The 16,302-nt window shown below is 70.7% G+C and carries 14 protein-coding genes; 5 read left to right on the top strand and 9 right to left on the bottom strand.

Going from position 1 to position 16,302, the window contains the following annotated elements; genetic code table 11:
• Nucleotides 1–80 precede the first annotated feature (80 nt).
• Both NR792_RS07415 and NR792_RS07410 read left to right on the top strand, forming a co-directional pair.
• Nucleotides 81–563, top strand: a complete 483-nt coding sequence (locus NR792_RS07415) for a hypothetical protein (protein WP_375759366.1) — start codon at nt 81–83, stop codon at nt 561–563.
• A complete protein-coding gene (locus NR792_RS07410) occupies nt 563–2,065 on the top strand; it encodes a hypothetical protein (RefSeq protein WP_375759365.1) in 1,503 nt (500 codons plus the stop codon). Before NR792_RS07415 ends, NR792_RS07410 begins: the two co-directional genes overlap by 1 nt.
• A gap of 61 nt (nt 2,066–2,126) precedes the next feature.
• Here NR792_RS07410 and NR792_RS07405 read toward each other — a convergent pair whose 3' ends face one another.
• From NR792_RS07405 to NR792_RS07395, 3 genes are all read right to left on the bottom strand, one after another.
• Entirely contained in the window at nt 2,127–2,429 is a 303-nt protein-coding gene (locus tag NR792_RS07405; protein ID WP_375759364.1) for a hypothetical protein, read from the bottom strand.
• 127 nt (nt 2,430–2,556) lie between these two features.
• On the bottom strand, nt 2,557–3,429 hold the full coding sequence (locus tag NR792_RS07400; protein ID WP_375759363.1) for an alpha/beta fold hydrolase: 873 nt from the start codon (nt 3,427–3,429) through the stop codon (nt 2,557–2,559).
• Nucleotides 3,430–3,582: 153 nt separating this feature from the next.
• Nucleotides 3,583–4,179: a TetR/AcrR family transcriptional regulator gene (locus tag NR792_RS07395; RefSeq protein WP_375759362.1), complete on the bottom strand. Its 597-nt coding sequence runs from the start codon at nt 4,177–4,179 to the stop codon at nt 3,583–3,585.
• Nucleotides 4,180–4,321: 142 nt separating this feature from the next.
• On the opposite strand from NR792_RS07395, the gene NR792_RS07390 reads away from it, so the two are divergent.
• Both NR792_RS07390 and NR792_RS07385 read left to right on the top strand, forming a co-directional pair.
• Entirely contained in the window at nt 4,322–5,872 is a 1,551-nt protein-coding gene (locus NR792_RS07390) for a flavin-containing monooxygenase (RefSeq protein ID WP_375759361.1), read from the top strand.
• Nucleotides 5,865–6,686: an SDR family NAD(P)-dependent oxidoreductase gene (locus tag NR792_RS07385; RefSeq protein ID WP_375759360.1), complete on the top strand. Its 822-nt coding sequence runs from the start codon at nt 5,865–5,867 to the stop codon at nt 6,684–6,686. The genes NR792_RS07390 and NR792_RS07385 overlap by 8 nt, the downstream gene beginning before the upstream one ends.
• Before the next feature lie 10 nt (nt 6,687–6,696).
• Here NR792_RS07385 and NR792_RS07380 read toward each other — a convergent pair whose 3' ends face one another.
• From NR792_RS07380 to NR792_RS07355, 6 genes are all read right to left on the bottom strand, one after another.
• A complete protein-coding gene (locus NR792_RS07380) occupies nt 6,697–7,173 on the bottom strand; it encodes an SMI1/KNR4 family protein (RefSeq protein ID WP_375759359.1) in 477 nt (158 codons plus the stop codon).
• Between the two features lie 3 nt (nt 7,174–7,176).
• Nucleotides 7,177–7,695 carry a hypothetical protein gene (locus tag NR792_RS07375; protein ID WP_375759358.1) on the bottom strand — a complete coding sequence of 173 codons (519 nt, stop codon included), beginning with the start codon at nt 7,693–7,695 and terminating at the stop codon, nt 7,177–7,179.
• 210 nt (nt 7,696–7,905) lie between these two features.
• Complete coding sequence (locus NR792_RS07370; protein ID WP_375759357.1) at nt 7,906–8,364, bottom strand: DUF2267 domain-containing protein; 459 nt, start codon at nt 8,362–8,364, stop codon at nt 7,906–7,908.
• A 143-nt stretch (nt 8,365–8,507) separates the two neighbouring features.
• Nucleotides 8,508–11,624: an efflux RND transporter permease subunit gene (locus NR792_RS07365; RefSeq protein ID WP_375759356.1), complete on the bottom strand. Its 3,117-nt coding sequence runs from the start codon at nt 11,622–11,624 to the stop codon at nt 8,508–8,510.
• Entirely contained in the window at nt 11,621–12,802 is a 1,182-nt protein-coding gene (locus tag NR792_RS07360; protein ID WP_375759355.1) for an efflux RND transporter periplasmic adaptor subunit, read from the bottom strand. The genes NR792_RS07365 and NR792_RS07360 overlap by 4 nt, the downstream gene beginning before the upstream one ends.
• Nucleotides 12,803–12,807: 5 nt before the next feature.
• Nucleotides 12,808–14,211, bottom strand: coding sequence for a TolC family protein (locus tag NR792_RS07355; RefSeq protein WP_375759354.1), 1,404 nt, complete (start codon nt 14,209–14,211; stop codon nt 12,808–12,810).
• Nucleotides 14,212–14,419: 208 nt separating this feature from the next.
• On the opposite strand from NR792_RS07355, the gene NR792_RS07350 reads away from it, so the two are divergent.
• Nucleotides 14,420–16,300: a putative metal-binding motif-containing protein gene (locus NR792_RS07350; protein ID WP_375759353.1), complete on the top strand. Its 1,881-nt coding sequence runs from the start codon at nt 14,420–14,422 to the stop codon at nt 16,298–16,300.
• The last annotated feature ends 2 nt before the right edge of the window (nt 16,301–16,302 follow it).

Below are 16,302 nucleotides of genomic sequence, written 5' to 3'. Positions count from 1 at the left end.
GGAGGGAGCGGGTGTCACGCGGGGCGAACGGATCCGTTGAGGGGTGCACAGTCATGCGCGGGCCGGGTAGTCTGCGGGGCTTGTCGCTCTCCCCTCTTGCCCCCGTGCTCGACTTGTTCGCGAACCCATCCGCCGCCCGTCGTCCGTACCGCGCCCCGCTGGCCACGCTGTTCGCGGCCGCGCTCCTCGCCACCACCGCCGGCTGTGCTGGCGGGCTCGATGAACCCGAGCGCTTCACCGGGGGCAGCTCCTGCGCTCCCGGCACCACCGCCTCGAGCATCCTCCAGGCGCAGTGCTTCTCGTGCCACTCCACGGAGTCCAAGGCCGCGGGCGGGGGCTTTGACCTGCAGGCGGCCGGCCTCCCCGGGCGGCTCTACACCACCAACGCGGCGTGCAACAGCCAGCCGCTGGCGGACAGCGCCAACCCGTCCCAGTCCTTCTTCCTGAAGAAGCTCACCCCGTCGCCGGGCTGCGGCGGGCAGATGCCGCTGGGCGGGTCGCTGAACGCCGCGGACACCGCGTGCCTCACCGAGTGGCTCGTCGCCGGAAAGCCGAGCCCGTGATGACCCGCACCCGTCATGTCACCGCCGCCGCCTTCCTCGGCGCGGCGCTCCTGCTCGCCCCCGCCGCGGACGCCGCGCCGAGGAAGGCGTCCGCGAAGACGGCGCAGTCCGCGGCGAAGAAGGCCAGGGCCGCGAAGGTGACGGAGGCGCGCCGCGTGGCGGTGCTCGCCTCCGGTCCGCACGCGGACGCCGCGCGCGACGTGCTGGAGGCGGAGCTGGCCCGCCGTCCGGCCCGCTACGAATTGGTGCCCGAGTCCGCGGTGCGCTCCGCCGCCTCGCGCCTGGGCGTGGATCCCACGACGTCCGCCGGCGCCGCCGCCGTGGCGAGCGAGCTGGGCCTGAGCGCGGTGCTGGTGGCGGACACCGCCACCGTGGGCAGGAAGCAGCAGGTGCGCATCACCGTGCGCAACGGCCGGGACGGCAAGGCGCTGGCCTCCCCCGCCGCCGCGAAGCCCGCCACGGCGAAGCTGGTGCCCGTCGCGGTGAAGCGCCAGTGGACGGCGCTGGAGCGCGGCCTGCAGAAGTCCCGCGCGCCGGAGGCCGCCCCGGTGGCCCCCGCGCAGCCCGCCACGCCGGTGGAGCCGGAGCAGGTGAAGCCCGCGACGCCCATCGCGGAGACGCCGCCGGCCCCGGCGAAGACGCCGGACCCGGAGCCCATCCGCAAGCCGGTGGCCGCGGCGCCCAAGCCCAGGGAGGACAAGGCCCCGGAGAAGGGGGAGGAGCCCTCCGTCACGCAGCCGGGTGCCGCTTCCGCGCCGCTCGTGGAGGGCGCGCTGGGTCTGAAGCTCTTCGGCCGGTCGCTGCGCTACAAGGACGACGTGTTCGGGGTGCTGCGGCCGTACACGCTGGGCACGGACGTGGGCGGCCTCGCGCTGCCGGGCGCGCCCCAGCTCGCGGGCGACGTGACGGTGTATCCGCTCGCGCCCTTCCAGAAGGGAGCGCTGGCGCGGCTGGGCCTCACGGGCTCGATTGATCAGTCCTTCGGCCTGAAGTCCACGGGCTCCACGGGAGCGGTCTCCTATCCCACCACGGCGCGCGAGTGGCAGGCGGGCCTGCGCTACGTGATGCCCTTCGGTCAGGCGGACCGCTACGGCTTCGAGGTGACGGGCACGTACGGGATGAGCACGTTCCGCATCGACGCGGTGGACGGCGAGCGGCCGTTGGATCTGCCCAACGTGGAGTACAAGACGGCGGGCCTGGGGCTGGGCCTGCGGGCGGCGCTGTCGGAGAAGTTCGACTTCAACTTCCGGCTCGGCTACCAGCACCCGCTGGACTCCGGAGAGCTGTCCTCGGACACGTGGTTCCCGCGCATGTCCGCGGGCGCCGTCACGGGCAGCGCCACGCTGGCGTACCGGCTCAACAGCATCCTGGACGTGCGGCTGAAGGCGGACCTGCGCCGCTACTTCTTCAAGTTCAACCCGGAGCCGGGCGACCCCTACGTCGCCGGTGGCGCGGTGGACCAGTACCCCGGCCTGTCGCTCCAGCTGGGCTTCCGCTACTAGCGGTCGCGAAGCACCACCGGTCCGTGCGCGACACACGGACCGGTGGCCGGGCGCTGGCGGATCAGCGCTCCGCGCTGGCGTCCGGGTTCTCCTCGCTGCACACCCGCGAAGCGTCATCCGCCTGGCGGGCTTCGGCCTCGGTCACCGAGGCGGTGGGCTCGGAGGGCCCGGCCGTGACGCCCAGGCACCAGGAGGGAGCGTATTCCCGGCACGTCGTCCACGTCCGGGGGCCAATGGCACACTCCGCATCGCACCACTCGGACTCACAGATTTCGAAGCACTGCGGTGGATAGGCAAAGGCAGCCGCGGGCACGAGTGAAACAACAGCCGAGACAGTCAACAGGGACTTCATCAGCATGCGCATGGATGCTCCGTGTGTGTGGGACCGCGCTCCTGGGAAATCAGAGCCGGCGGAAGCCTGCCACACGGTGTGTCCGGAAGCTCCAGGCAGGGTGAATGACTGCCAATTCATGACTGTCTCATGACAGTCGTCAGTCCACTCGCGTCGGAGCGTGGCGGCGCAGCCAGCCAATCACCGTGGGCCAGAGCGTGGCGGCGTGGTGCTCGCGGAAGAAGCCCAGGTGGCAGATGCCCTGGCCGGCGCTGTCCGCGGGGGAGAACTGCCGGCGCTCCACGGTGCAGCCGGTGAGGTGCTCGCAGACGAGGTCGATGGCTTCGGCCGGCGCCCACGGGTCGTCCTCCAGGCCGATGGCCAGCACCGGCATGTGGGGCCGGCGCAAGCGGGCCGCGGCGTCCACGTGCGGGTCATCGAAGTAGAAGCGGGGCAGCGACGCCCAGCGGCTCCACTCCAGTGACGCCTGGGCGGGCACGTCCTCACCCAGCCCCAGCCGCGCATAGGGCATGTAGCCCAGGAACCGCGCGCACAGCGGCCCGATGAACTTCAGGTACAGCGCGACCAGCATCCGCTCCCGCCAGGACCGGATGAACCGCAGGCTTCCGGCCTGGGACGCGACCATCACCGCCGCGGTGAGGCGCTGGCTGCTCGCGCTCAACCCGATGGCGTGGCCCCCGAAGCTGTGTCCCACGGCCAGCAGCGGCAGCCCCGGGTAGCGCTCCGCCGCCCAGCGGGTCACCGCGTCCACGTCCTGGTCGGCCCAGGTGAGGAAGCCGGCACGCGTCCGCTTCGCCACGCCCGATGGGTGCACGCCCCGGTAGTTGTACGTCACCACGGCGAAGCCGTCGTCCGTCAGTCGCGCGGCGAACGCGAAGTACATGCTCGAGGACATGGCGGTGGCGGGATGCATCAGCACCACGCCCCGGACGGGGCCCTCCGGGCTGTGCAGCGTGGAATGCAACTCGAAGCCATCCGCGCAGGGGATGCGGTGCGGAGTCGTGCGTGCCATGGCCCTCAGGAGTTGCTTCGCATGAAAACCCAGCGGCTAGCATGTGGGTCCGGGCCGGGCAAGACCGCGCGGGGCGAAGCGCTGGACGGAGGGCTGGACGCGCTCAGTAGTGGATGCGCGCGCGCTGCCTTCCCCACATGGATTGAGCCGCGTTCACTTCGCCGGGCCCCGCGCCTCCAGCAGGCCCCGCACGAACGCCGCCACCGGGCCGGCCAGCTCCGAGAGCCGGTCCGCGCGGTCCTCCTCCACGGCCTCTAGGATGAGCTCGTTGATGCCGCCGACGAGCGCCATGGCCAGCGCGGGCGACAGCGCGGTCCCGGTGCCCGCCACCTCGAACTCCCGCCGCATCAGCTCCGCGAAGCTGCGCATGACCTGGCGGCGCAGCGCGATGCCCTTCTGGCCGATGTGCAGGATCTCCACGAGCAGCGTCCGCACGAGCCCCGGCCGGCTCTGGAGGCTTGCGAGGTAGACCGCCGCGCCGATGCTGGCCCGCATCTCTCCAGGAGGCGCGTGCTGGATGGCGGCCTGGACCTCCGCCAGCAGCCGCGCGCTCTGCGTCGCGTAGAGCGCCAGCAGGCAGGCGTCCTTGTCCTCGAAGTGCTCGTAGAACGTGCGCTTCGACACGCGGGCGTGCCGCACGATGTCCGCGATGGTCAGCCGGGCGTAGCCCACCTCGATGATGGCCTTCGCCAGACCCGCGACGAGCCGTTCCCGGGGCGCCTTGCCCGCCTGGTCGGATGGGGAGGTCATGCGGCTCCTGGTCCTGGCACTGGTACTTGACGGTACCAGACGTCACTGCTACCTCTTTTCAACCGACTCATAAGCTGGGTACCTTCCTGTACCACGCGCCCGGGTTCCGCTGGTATCCGGACGACCTTCCGCGAGGAGTCCCATGTCGATCCCATCCCCCACCGAGCCACCCTCGCACGTGGATGTGTTGATCATCGGCGCGGGGCTGTCGGGCATCGGAGCCGCGTACCACCTGCAGACGCGCTGCCCCACCCTGAGCTACGCCATCCTGGAGGGGCGCGGGGCCATGGGGGGCACGTGGGACCTGTTCCGCTACCCGGGCATCCGCTCGGACTCGGACATGTACACGCTCGGGTACCGGTTCCGGCCGTGGCATGGCGGGAAGGCCATCGCGGATGGGCCGTCCATCAAGAAGTACATCGAGGAGACCGCGGCGGAGTACGGCATCGACCGGCGGATCCGCTACCACCACCGGGTGACGCGGGCCGAGTGGTCCTCCGAGCACGCGCGCTGGACGGTGGACGCCGAGGTGGGGCCGGAGCGCGTGCCGGTCCGCCTGACGTGCGGCTTCCTCTACACCTGCACCGGCTACTACGACTACGCGAGCGGCTACACGCCCACGTGGCCCGGCACGGAGCGCTTCGGGGGCCGCATCGTGCACCCGCAGCACTGGCCGGAGGACCTGGACTACAGCGGCAAGCGCGTGGTCGTCATCGGCAGTGGCGCGACGGCGGTGACGCTGGTCCCCGCGATGGCCGGCCGCGCCGCGCACGTCACCATGCTGCAGCGCTCGCCCACGTACATCGCGGACCAGCCGGCCCAGGACAGCGTCGCCCGGGCGCTGGGGCACGTCCTCCCCCGGGGCGCGGCGTACGCGGTCGCGCGCTGGAAGAACGTGCTGCGCGGCATGTTCTTCTACAACCTCGCGCGCAGCCGGCCGGGCCTCATGAAGTGGCTCTTGCGCCTGGGCGTGCGGCGCGCGCTCGGCAAGACGTTCGACGTCGATACGCACTTCGCCCCCCGCTACAACCCATGGGACGAGCGGCTGTGCGTCGCCCCGGATGGCGACCTCTTCCGCGCCATCCGCGAGGGACACGCCTCCGTGGTGACGGACCACATCGAGTCCTTCACCGAGACGGGCCTCCAGCTGCGCTCGGGGAAGCACCTGGACGCGGACCTGGTGGTCACCGCCACGGGGCTGAACGTGAAGATCATGAGCGGCCTCGCGCTGGCCGTGGACGGCGAGCCCGTCCAGCTGTCTCGGACCCTGGCGTACAAGGGGATGATGTTCAGCGACGTCCCCAACCTCGTCGCGGCCTTCGGGTACACCAACGCGTCGTGGACGCTGAAGTGCGACCTGGTGGCGGAGTACGTCTGCCGGTTGCTCAACCACATGCGGCAGCACGGCCACGCGCAATGCGTGCCCCGCGTGCGCGGCCCGGGCATGACGCCGGAGCCGGTGCTCGACTTCAGCTCCGGGTACGTGCAGCGCGCCCTGGACTCGCTGCCGCGCCAGGGCACGCGCGCCCCGTGGCGCCTGTACCAGAACTACATGCGGGACCTGCTGCTGATGCGCTACGGCCGCGTGGATGACGACGCCATGGAGTTCCGGCGGTCCGCGAGCGCCACCCCTCGGCAGGCCCAGCTTCCGGACGGGAGCACCGGTGCTGGCGCGGAGGTGGCGCGTGGCTGAGCGCATGCGGCTTCAGGGCAGGACGGCGGTCGTCACCGGCGCGGCGAGCGGCATCGGCCGCGCCATCGCGGTCTCCCTGGCCCGCAGGGGCTGTCATCTGGCGCTGGCGGACGTGAACGAGGCCGGGCTTGGTGAGACGGCGGAGCTCGCGCGCGCGCCGGAGGTGCTCATCAGCCGGCACCGGCTGGACGTGTCCGACAAGGAGGCGGTGGAGGCCTTCCCGGCGCGGGTGACGGCGGAGCATCCCGGGGTCGACCTGCTCTTCAACAACGCGGGCGTCGCGCTCGGCGGCAGCTTCGAACAGGTGAGCGCCGAGGACTTCGAGTGGCTGTTCGGCATCAACTTCTGGGGCGTGGTGCGCCTGAGCCGCGCCTTCCTCCCCCTCTTGCGCAAGAGCGACGACGCGCGGCTGGTGAACCTCTCCAGCGTCTTCGGCCTGGTGGCGCCGCCGGGACAGGTGGCCTACGCGGCGAGCAAGTTCGCCGTCCGCGGCTTCTCCGAGGGGCTGCGGCACGAGCTGGAGGGCACCCCCGTGGGCGTCACCGTGGTGCACCCGGGCGGCGTCGCGACGTCCATCGCCGCGAGCGCCCGGGTCCCCTCTGGCGCGACGGCCGAGGAGGTCACGCGCCGCCGCAAGTCCTTCCAGAAGATGCTGCGCCTGCCGGCCGAGGTCGCGGGCGAGACCATCGTGAAGGGCGTCGAGAACCGCGAGCAGCGGATCCTCGTCGGCATGGACGCCGTGGCGCTGGGACTGCTCGCCCGCCTCTTCCCCGTGTCGTACTGGAAGCTGCTCGCCTCGCGGCTGCGCGCGTGAAACCTGTCCCTCAGCCCGCGTCCAGCCAGAAGAAGTCATCGTCACTGGCGAGCGCCTTCGCCAGGAACTCCCCGAAGGACGCAGCCACCTGGCGTGTTTCGGCCGGGTCGGGAAACGTTTCGTGGAACGCGTCGAGGAGCGGGAAGCGTCCATCCTGCGTGCGCGAGACGTCGACGATGATGTAGTCGCCGTCCTGGAGATAGAGGACGGTGTACCAGCTGGGGGGTCCGTCCTCCTCCCGCTCGCTGCCTCGAATGGCTGCCCTCGCGCGCCTGATTTCATCGAGCGAGAGGAACCGGTAGTTCGCGGTCAGCCGGGGACGGAAGAGCGACGCGCCATTGCAGTGCAGATAGAAGGCGCGCAGGTCCGGATCCAACCGCCACCCCATGCGGGCCTCGAAGGCGGCAATCTGCGCTGGCGTCGCCGGCGGCTCCGGGAAGTGGAGCCGTGAGACCTCGGCCAGCAGGCGTTCCATGAGGGGCGGCATGGGCTAATCCATATAGGGCCGTAGGGGCCCGGGCATGCTCCATTGGCCGCCCCCGGCGTAGCAGGCCGGGTACTGCTGATTGAGCACCTGATGAACGTCTGGTGGGACAGGCAGCACGTTGGAAGGAGCGATGGGCGGTCCACCGTGCCAGAGGTCGAAGATGTGGTGCCCCTCCCAGAGAGTACCGCCGCTCTGGGGCCACGCTCCGAACTCCTCCGCCCATGTTTCCCGGAACCGGTCACGCGCTCGATTCCAGATGCGCCGTTGCTGACTCACATTGGAAATGGTCGGGTAGTCGCAGCAGCAGTGGGTGATGGCAAGCCGGCCGCCGGCTTCCGCGGGAAGCAGCAGGAAGCGCCCCTTCCAATCGCCCTTGATGTCGGCCAGCCACATGCAGCCCTTGAGCATCCGCCCTTGAGCCGCGCACTTCCTTCCGCACTCGGAAAGGAACGCATCCGTGCACTGCCAGGGGCCGTAGTAGATGGTCGTCTGAAGTTGCCCGCCGTCTGGCGTGTTGACCACCGAGCCGACCCACTTCGCCGAAGCGGGCCGGCTCACACCGCCGACGGTAGCGGAGCCGCACCCAGCAAGTGCGAGGGCCGCGACCGCGCATGCGGTGCACGAGAAGGATTGCGAAGCTGGCATCGCGCGACATGTCAGCACGGCGGGCGGTGAAAGTTAACCTCCGCGAAGGAGTGATGCCTGGCTGCGCGCGTGAAACCTGTCCGACTGTCAGACAGGTCTGCGGAACAGGTCGCCCAGGTCGGCGGGCAGCTGTGACGCCACGGCGGCGACCTCGTCCTCGGGGATGCGGTCGCGCACGGCGGTGAACACCGCGGTGACGACGCGGAAGGCCTGGTCCGGCTTGATGTTCAGGTGGTCGGCCACGTCGGTGATGAACTCATCGCGGCCGATGCGCTTGGCCCTCGAGGGCCCCCGGTGCACCGAGCAGGCGCCCAGGATGTCGCCGATGCCGCCCTTCAGCGCACGGAAGAGCTTCACGTCCTCGCCATCCGACAGCCGCCGGGCGAGCGAACAGAACACCGCACCCGCGGCCTCCCGGGCATCCAGGCCCTGGGTGTGCATGACCGCGTCGCCCTGGATTTCATCCAGGAACGGCTGCAGCTCGAGCGACTCGTCGCGCTCCTTGACGGGCACGGCGTGGGTGTCGGGAGGAACAGGCGAGGCCATGGCAGCGTCTCCGAAGGTTCAGGGCCCTGGACAGGGCCGTGGTCCCGAAGACGCTGCGCATGTGCCCCTGCGCCTGCATCGTCCAGCGGCGCCGGGGGCGCACGGCCAATCAGGCCACCGCTGCGATTCCCCGGCGCTGCGCCCTACCCGTGCGGCACGGGCCGGGGCTCATCGTGGACGACGTCCGAGTCGTCCCCGCCCTTCCCCTTGCGCAGCCGGTTGCCCAGCCGCGTCTTGATGCGGTCCGCGACGACGTAGAACGCGGGCACCACGAGCAGGCTGAGCACGGTGGACACGGACAGGCCGCCCAGCACCGCGATGGACATGGGGGCGCGCGTCTCGCTGCCCGCGCCCAGCGCCAGCGCCGCCGGCACCGCGGCCATCATCGTCGCGGTGGACGTCATCAGGATGGGCCGCAGGCGCACCGGGCCCGCGCGCAGCATGGCCTGCATCGCGTCCGCGCCCTGCTCGCGCTGCTGGAGCGCGTAGTCCACCAGGATGATGGAGTTCTTCTTCACGATGCCCATGAGCAGCAGGAGGCCAATCATGCTGAAGATGTTCAGCGTGTTCCCCGTGACGAGCAGCGCGAACGACGCGCCCGCCACCGACAGGGGCAGAATCGTCAGCACCGTCACCGGGTGCAGGAACGAATTGAACTGCGCGCCCAGCACCATGTACGCGACGGCGATGCCCAGGAAGAGCGCGAAGATGAGGCTGCTCATCGAGTCGCGGAACGCCACGCTCGCGCCGCCCGCCACCACGCGGATGCCGCCGGGCAGGTCCTTGCCCAGGGACTCCACCGTGGCCAGCGCCTCCTCCTGGTTGGACCCCGGCGCCACGTTGGCGTAGAGGCTGATGGCGCGCTCACGGTCGCGCCGGGTGATGGCCTGGAGCGCGGGCAGCTCCTCCTGCGTCACCAGCGACGACAGCGGCACCAGCGTGTTGTTCGCCGTGCGGACCTTGAGCAGCGACAGGTCCTCCGGCCGCGAGCGCTGACTCGCGAGCAGCCGCATGCGCACGTCGATGCGGCGCCCGCCGCTGCTGTACTTGCCCACGCGCACGCCGCCCACCAGCGCGTTCACCGTGGACGCCACCGCCTGGATGGGCACGCCCACGTCCGCCGCGCGAGCGCGGTCTGGCGTAATCCGCAGCTCCGGCTGGCCCAGCTGGTAGTCCGTGTCCAGGTCCACCACCTTGCCGGACGCCTGGAGCTGATCGCGCAAGGACTGGCTCGCCTCCACCAGCTTGTCCCAGTCCGACCCGCGCACGCTGAACTCCACCGGGAAGCCGCGCTGCGCGGTGAAGCCCGCCTGCGACAGGTCCTGCACCACCGCGCGCAGGCCCGGGTAGCTGTTGAGCTCCTTGCGCAGCACCTGCGCGAACTCCGCCTGCGTCATGCGCTGATCCGGCGGCACCAGCGTCAGGTTCATGTTGCCTGCGTTGACGGAGGAACCGCTGCCGCCACCGCCCACCACCACGAACACGCGAGTGACCTCCGGACGGCTGGCGGCGAACTCCTCCGCGCGCTTGAAGAGGCGGTTGGTCTCCTCCAGGCTGCTGCCCACCGCCGTCTGCAGGCGCACGGACATGCGGCCCTGGTCCTGCGACGGGACGAACTCGCCCGGCAGCGCCTTGAACGCGAACGCGCTCAGCACCAGCATGGCCACCGCGAGCAGCAGCACGCGCCAGGGACGCACCAGCCCCCAGCCCAGCGCCCGCGCGTACAGCGCCTCCAGCTTGGAGAAGGCCTTGTCCACCACCACGCCCACCCGGCTGCGGTGCTCACGAGACGTCTTGAGCAGCTGCGCGCATCTCGCGGGCGCCAGGGTGATGGCCTCCACGTAGGACAGGAGCACCGCCACGCACAGCGTGACGCCGAACTGGAGGAAGAACCGGCCGATGATGCCCTTCATGAAGACGACGGGCAGGAAGATGGCCACCACCGCCAGCGTCGCCGCCAGGGCCGCGAAGGTGATTTCGGCGGTGCCCTCGCGCGCGGCGCTCACCCGGTCCTTCCCCTCCTCCGCGTGCCGGAAGATGTTCTCCAGCACCATGATGGCGTCGTCCACCACGATGCCCACCGCCAGGGCCAATCCCAACAACGTGAACGTGTTGAGCGTGAAGCCCAGGAAGTAGATGACCGCCACCGTTCCCAACAGCGACATGGGGATGGCGAGCACGACGTTGAGCGTGCTGGAGAGCGACCCCAGGAACACCCAGCACACGAACGCGGTGAGGATGCACGCGAGCAGCAGCTCGAACTCGATCTCGTGCACGCTCTCTTCAATGAACTGCGTCGAGTCGAAGTTGATGGTCGCGCTCATGCCCTCCGGCAGCTCCTTCTGGAGCTCCGCGAGCTGGAGTCGCACCGCCTGGGCCACCGCCACCGCGTTCGCGCCGCGCTGCTTCTTGATGCCCATGGCCTGCGCGGGCTCGCCGTTCACGCGGGCCAGGCGCCGCTCGTCCTCGAAGCCGTCCTCCACGATGGCCACGTCGCGCAGGTACACGGGGCGGCCGCCCTCCTCGCGCACCACCACGTTCGCCAGCGTCGCCAGGTCCAGCGCCTCGCCCATGAAGCGCACGTTCACCTCGCGCCCCTGCGTCTCGATGCGGCCGGCGGGCAACTCCACGTGCTCGCGCTGGAGCGCGGCGGTGAGGTCCGTGACGGTGAGGGCGTGCGCGTCCAGCTTCTGCGCGTCCACCCAGATGCGCACGTTGCGCTCCAGCAGGCCGCCCAGGATGACCTCGCCCACGCCGGGCACCGTCTGCAGGCGCTCCTTCACGCGGTAGCGGGCGAAGTCGCTCACCACCTGCTGGGAGAAGGGCCCGGACACGCCCAGCCACATGATGGGCTGGTCCTCCGGGTTGGACTTGGAGACGACGGGCGGGTCGATGTCCAGCGGCAGCCGGCGCTGGGCCTGGCTCACCTTGGTCTGCACGTCCTGCAGCGCCAGGTCCACGTTGCGCGACAGGTCCAGCTCCACCGTGATGTTGGCGCTGCCCTGGCGCGCGGAGGACGTGATGCTCTTGACGCCCTCCACCTGCGTCACGGCCTCCTCGATGAACTCGACGACGTCCGACTCCACCGCCTCCGGGTTGGCGCCTTCCCACGACACGGAGATGTTGATGGTGGGGAAGTCCACGTCCGGGAACTGGCTGATGCCGATGCGCTGGGCCGCCACCAGTCCGAAGATGATGGTCGCCGCCATGATCATCCAGGCGAACACCGGCTTCTTGATGCAGACGTCGGTGATGCTCATGGCCGGGCCTCCGTGGCCGTGTTCGTGCCGCCGCGGGCCTCGGGCGCGGGCTGCTCACCCACCACCTTCGGCTTCGGGCGCTCCTGCTCCACGCGCACCGCCACGCCGTCGCGCAGGGCCTCCGCGCCGCGCACCACCAGCGTCTCGCCGGGCTTGAGGCCTTCCTTCACCTCCACCTGTCCGTCCGGCGTGCGCAGCCCCAGCTCCAGGATGCGCTCGCGCGCCTTGTTGTCCGTCACCACGAACGCCAGGAAGCCGCGCTCGCTGGGGCGGATGGCCGTCTGCGGAATCACCGGGCTGCCCCCGCGCGACTCCACCGGCACGCTCACCGTGGCGAACGCGCCGGGCCGTAGCTTGCGCGCGTCCTCGCCCGTCACCTCCGCGGTCACCGCCACCATGCGGCTCTGGGCGTCCGCGCTCGCGGACACGTAGGTGATCTTCGCCGCGTACGTGCCCCCGTCCGAGCGCACCGTGAAGCGCGCGGACATGCCCGGGGTGATGCGCGCCACGTCCGCCGCGGGCACGTTGAAGCGCAGCAGCAGCGGCTCGCGGCGCAGGAGCGTGGCCAGCACCACGCCCGGCTGCACGTACTGGCCCGTCTGCACGGTGCGCGTCTGGAGGACGCCGTCCATGGGGGCGCGCACGAAGGCGTCGCGCTGGTTGAGCTGCGCCTGGTCCAACGCCGCCTTCGCGGCCGCCACGTCCGCCTGGGCGGTGGCGGCGCGGGCCTGGTACGTCTCCAGCTGTTCGGCGGGCAGGAGGCCCGGGCTCTGCGCGTTGACCTCCGCGCGGCGCTGGGCGCCGGCCTTGGCCTCCACCAGCGCGGCCTGGGCCTTCTGCAGCGCGGCCTCCGCGGCGCGCACGGCGATGGCGTAGCGCGCGGGTTCGATCTCCGCGAGCGTGTCGCCCTTCTTCACCACCTGGCCCTCGGAGAAGTTCACGCGCTCCAGGGCGCCCGGCACGCGCGCGGTGATCTGCACGCTCTCGAAGGCCTCCACCGCGCCCACGGCGCTGACCGCGTACTCCACGTCGCGCGCCGCCACGGGCGCGACCTCCACGGGGAACTGGGTGGGACCCCGGCCCGCGCCCTTGCCGCCCTGCGCGGGCGCGTCCTTCTTGCAGCCAGGGGCCAGGGCCAGCATGGCCAGCGACAGGGCCAGCACTCCAGTGCGTTGCATTGCCTTCACGGTTCCTTCCCGAGTGGATTCAGTCCGACCGCGGCCCGCAGGCCCAGCAGGGCCACGCCCAGTCCATACCGGTTCTGCGCCAGCGCGACCTCCGCCTCGAAGAGGCGCAAGGACGCGTCCGCCAGGGTGAGCGCGGTGGACAGGCCCTGGCGGTAGAGGATGCCCGTCTCCGCGGCGTTCTTGCGCGCCGCCTTCGCCGCCTGCTCGCTCTGCGCGAGCGCGGCCCGGGCCGTCTCCAGGTTCACCCGCGCCTGCTCGATGTCCACCGGCACGCGGCGGGTGGCGGCCTGGGTGTTCAGCTCGGCGGCGTTGGCGATGGCCACGCGCTCATCGCGATCCGCGTAGCGCGCGCCACCGTCGAAGAGGGTCCAGGTGAGGTCCACCGCGAGGAAACCGTCGCCGACGTTGCCGTTGAGGCCCGCCTCGTTGGTGAGGCGGTACTGGGCGCTCGCTCCCAGGGATGGCAGCAGGCGCGCCAGGGGCTCCTTCGCGTTCTCCCGCAGCGAGCGCACGCGCAGGCGCGCGGAGAGGATGTCCGGGCGGCGGTCCGTGGCCCCCTGCGTGAGCAGCTCCAGGGACGGCGCGGGGCGCACGGCGTCCGCGAGCAGCGGCTCCGGCGGAGTGAGCTCTCCTTGCACCGGCTCCACGAGGAGGTAGCCCAGCTCCAGGCGGCTCGTCTCCGCGGTGCCCAGGGCTGCGGCGAGGTTGGACTCGGCGGTGGCCAGCTCCAGCTCCGCGCGGGTGACGTCGTTGGTGCTGGCGAGCCCCGCGTTGGCGCGGGCCTGGGCGTCCGCCAGGCTCTGCTTCGCGAAGGCCAGCCGCTGCTCGGCGGCCTGGTACACCTGCTGGTTGGCCAGGGTGACGAGGAAGGCGTTGGCGGCGCTGAAGGCCACCTGCCGGCGCGTCTCCAGGGCGTCCAGCTTGGAGGCTTCACTCTCCAGCTTCGCGGCCTTGTAGAGGGGGAAGCCGCGCGCGTCGAAGAGGGTGAGCCGGCCGGAGAAGACGGCGCCCAGCGCGTTGTACTTCTGGAGCACGACGGTCTGTCCGCCCACCTCGCGCGTGGACTCGCGCAGGCGGCGCGTGTAGGTGCCGGTGGCCGCGAGGGTGGGCAGGAAGAAGGCGCGGGCGCGGGCGACGCGGGCCTGGGCGGCCTCGGCCGTCTGTCCGGCGGCGAGCACGGCCTCGTTCTTCTGCGAGGCGAGCTCCACGGCGCGTTCCAGCGTCAGCGGAGCGGCGCCGGCGTCCGGCTTCGGGGGCTTGGGGAAGTCGCTGGCGGGGGACGCGGCGGAGGGCGCCGGGGACGCGGCCGGAGGCGTCGTCTGGGCGAGCGCGTCCGGGGCCAGCGCGCAGAGGCAGGCACCCAGGGGCGCGGCGAGGAGGGCACGGCGGACGGTGGGCATAAGGCGTGCGGTGGAGCGGGCCAGTGTTGAAAGGTCAGCGGCCCCTATACACGGAAGCCGTCATCGCGGGGCTGATGAGCGGTGCGTGTCTGGACGATGCCTCGCGGGGCGGACTAAGGGTCGGGGAAGAAACTCTCGGGTTGAAATGCCGACGGTGGCGCCGTCCGCCCCACTCCGGGTGTGGGACGCGCCCCAGAATGCGTGTCCCATGCGTTTATTCCTGCTCGCCCTGCTCTCTGGTGTCCTCGCGGGATGCTCCAAGGGGGATGACCTCAAGTCCGCCGCTCTGAAGGTCCAGGTTCATTACGAAGGATTTCGGCCGGGGTGCGTGACGCTGACGGCCACGGATCAGGCGGACGCGTCCCGGCAGGTCTCGACGAACGTGACCGTGCCCGCCGGTCCACCTCCGGGCACACTGTCCGTGGCGGTGTTCCGCCAGGCGGGCTGGAGCAACGACGTGGAGCTCCTGGCCGTAGCGAAGGAGCAGTCGTGCGAAGGCGCCCAGGTGGCCACGGCGCAGGCCGACGCGAGCCTCGCGAAGGACGGCATCACGCCGGTGGACTTGTCCCTGGGGGCCACGGACTTCGATGGAGACGGGTTCGTGCGCACGGAGGACCAGGGCACGGACTGCAACGACCGGGATGAGAACCAGAAGGGCCCCACGCCCTGGTACACGGATGCGGACGGCGACAAGTACGGCAGCAGCCTCCTGCCTCCGGTGACTGCGTGCACGGCGCCGTCGTTCAACAGCGTCAGCAACGCGGGCGACTGCAACGACAGCGACATCCTCGTGCGCCCCGGTCAGGAGGAGTTCCGTTGCGACGGGCAGGACGACAACTGCAACGACATGAAGGACGAGGTCTTCGGGGTGGGCTTGACCTGCGAAACCCCCGTTCAGAACTGCCCGGGAGTGAAGGCCTGCGACACGATGGGCGGCACCCTCTGTTTCAGCAATGTCACGCCCAAGGACTTCTTCGTCGACGAGGACGGGGATGAAAAGGTGGGGACGCTGGGAGGGACCTCGTGCACTCCGCCCTCCGGGTCCAAGCCGCAGGTTGACGACTGCGACGAAAGCTCCCCCTTCCGCGGCGTGGGAACTCCTGAAGTCTGCGACCGGATCGACAACGATTGCAGCAACGTGGCCGACGATGGATTGTCGTGCGATTTGGCGTGGCAGCCGTACAGCGACCAGGGCGCTATCAACTGGAATGCCATTGCGACGGATGGAGCTGGGCACATCTGGGCCGCGGCGGATGGTGACATGCTGGCCGTGATGGACGCGTCGGAAGCCCGGCCCATCACGTGCGACGGCGACTGGAGGGCTGCGTGGGTCGCGGCCTCCGGGGAGGTGTTCCTCGCGGGAGCGAAGGGATCCGCAGGGCGTTTCGCGCGGGCAACTCCGAGTGCAACTAACTGCACAACGGCGGATCCCCCCGCCAGCCAGTCCCTGAACGGGTTGGTCGGCATCGAGAGCCAGACGGGAGGAACGCCCATCCTCTACGGCGTCACGGGAGGGGGCCAGACCTTCCGGTGGGTTCCGCCCGCCCTCCCGGAGCAGCTCCCGGGCAGCCTCTCTGGAGTCGCCCTGCGCGCCATCAGCGGCGTGGGCAGCCCGGACACCCTCCTGGCGGTGGGGAGCAAGAACGCACTCTCCACGCCTGCTGCGTTCCGATTCAACGTCGCGAGCTCGACCTGGACCGAAGAGACGCTTCCGACCCCGCTCTCGGGCGAGCTGCGAGGTGTCCACGTCGTGAACGCGAACTACGCCTACGCGGTGGGCGATAACGGAATGGCCTTGGAACGCGTCAACGGCAAGTGGAACGCCATGAAGACAATCCCCTCGGCTTACGCAACGCGCAATCTCCTGGACGTCGTGGCATTTGGAAGAACAGCGGTCTACGTGACGACCACTGACGCGCTCAATGGCGCCGCAGCCGTTCTCTTCTTCAATGGCAGCGACTGGAGCCCGGTCTACACGGACGCGAAATCCTTCCGGGCCCTGAAGTCGCTGGATGCGAAGCGCCCCACGTTCATCGTCACGGCGGGTAACGTTGGCGCGGCTGCGGCTTTCACGGCGACCCCGCGGTAGCC

The sequence above is a fragment of the Corallococcus exercitus genome, assembly GCF_042231735.1.
Lineage (GTDB): Bacteria > Myxococcota > Myxococcia > Myxococcales > Myxococcaceae > Corallococcus > Corallococcus exercitus_B.
This window is presented reverse-complemented; position numbering and strand designations above follow the sequence as displayed.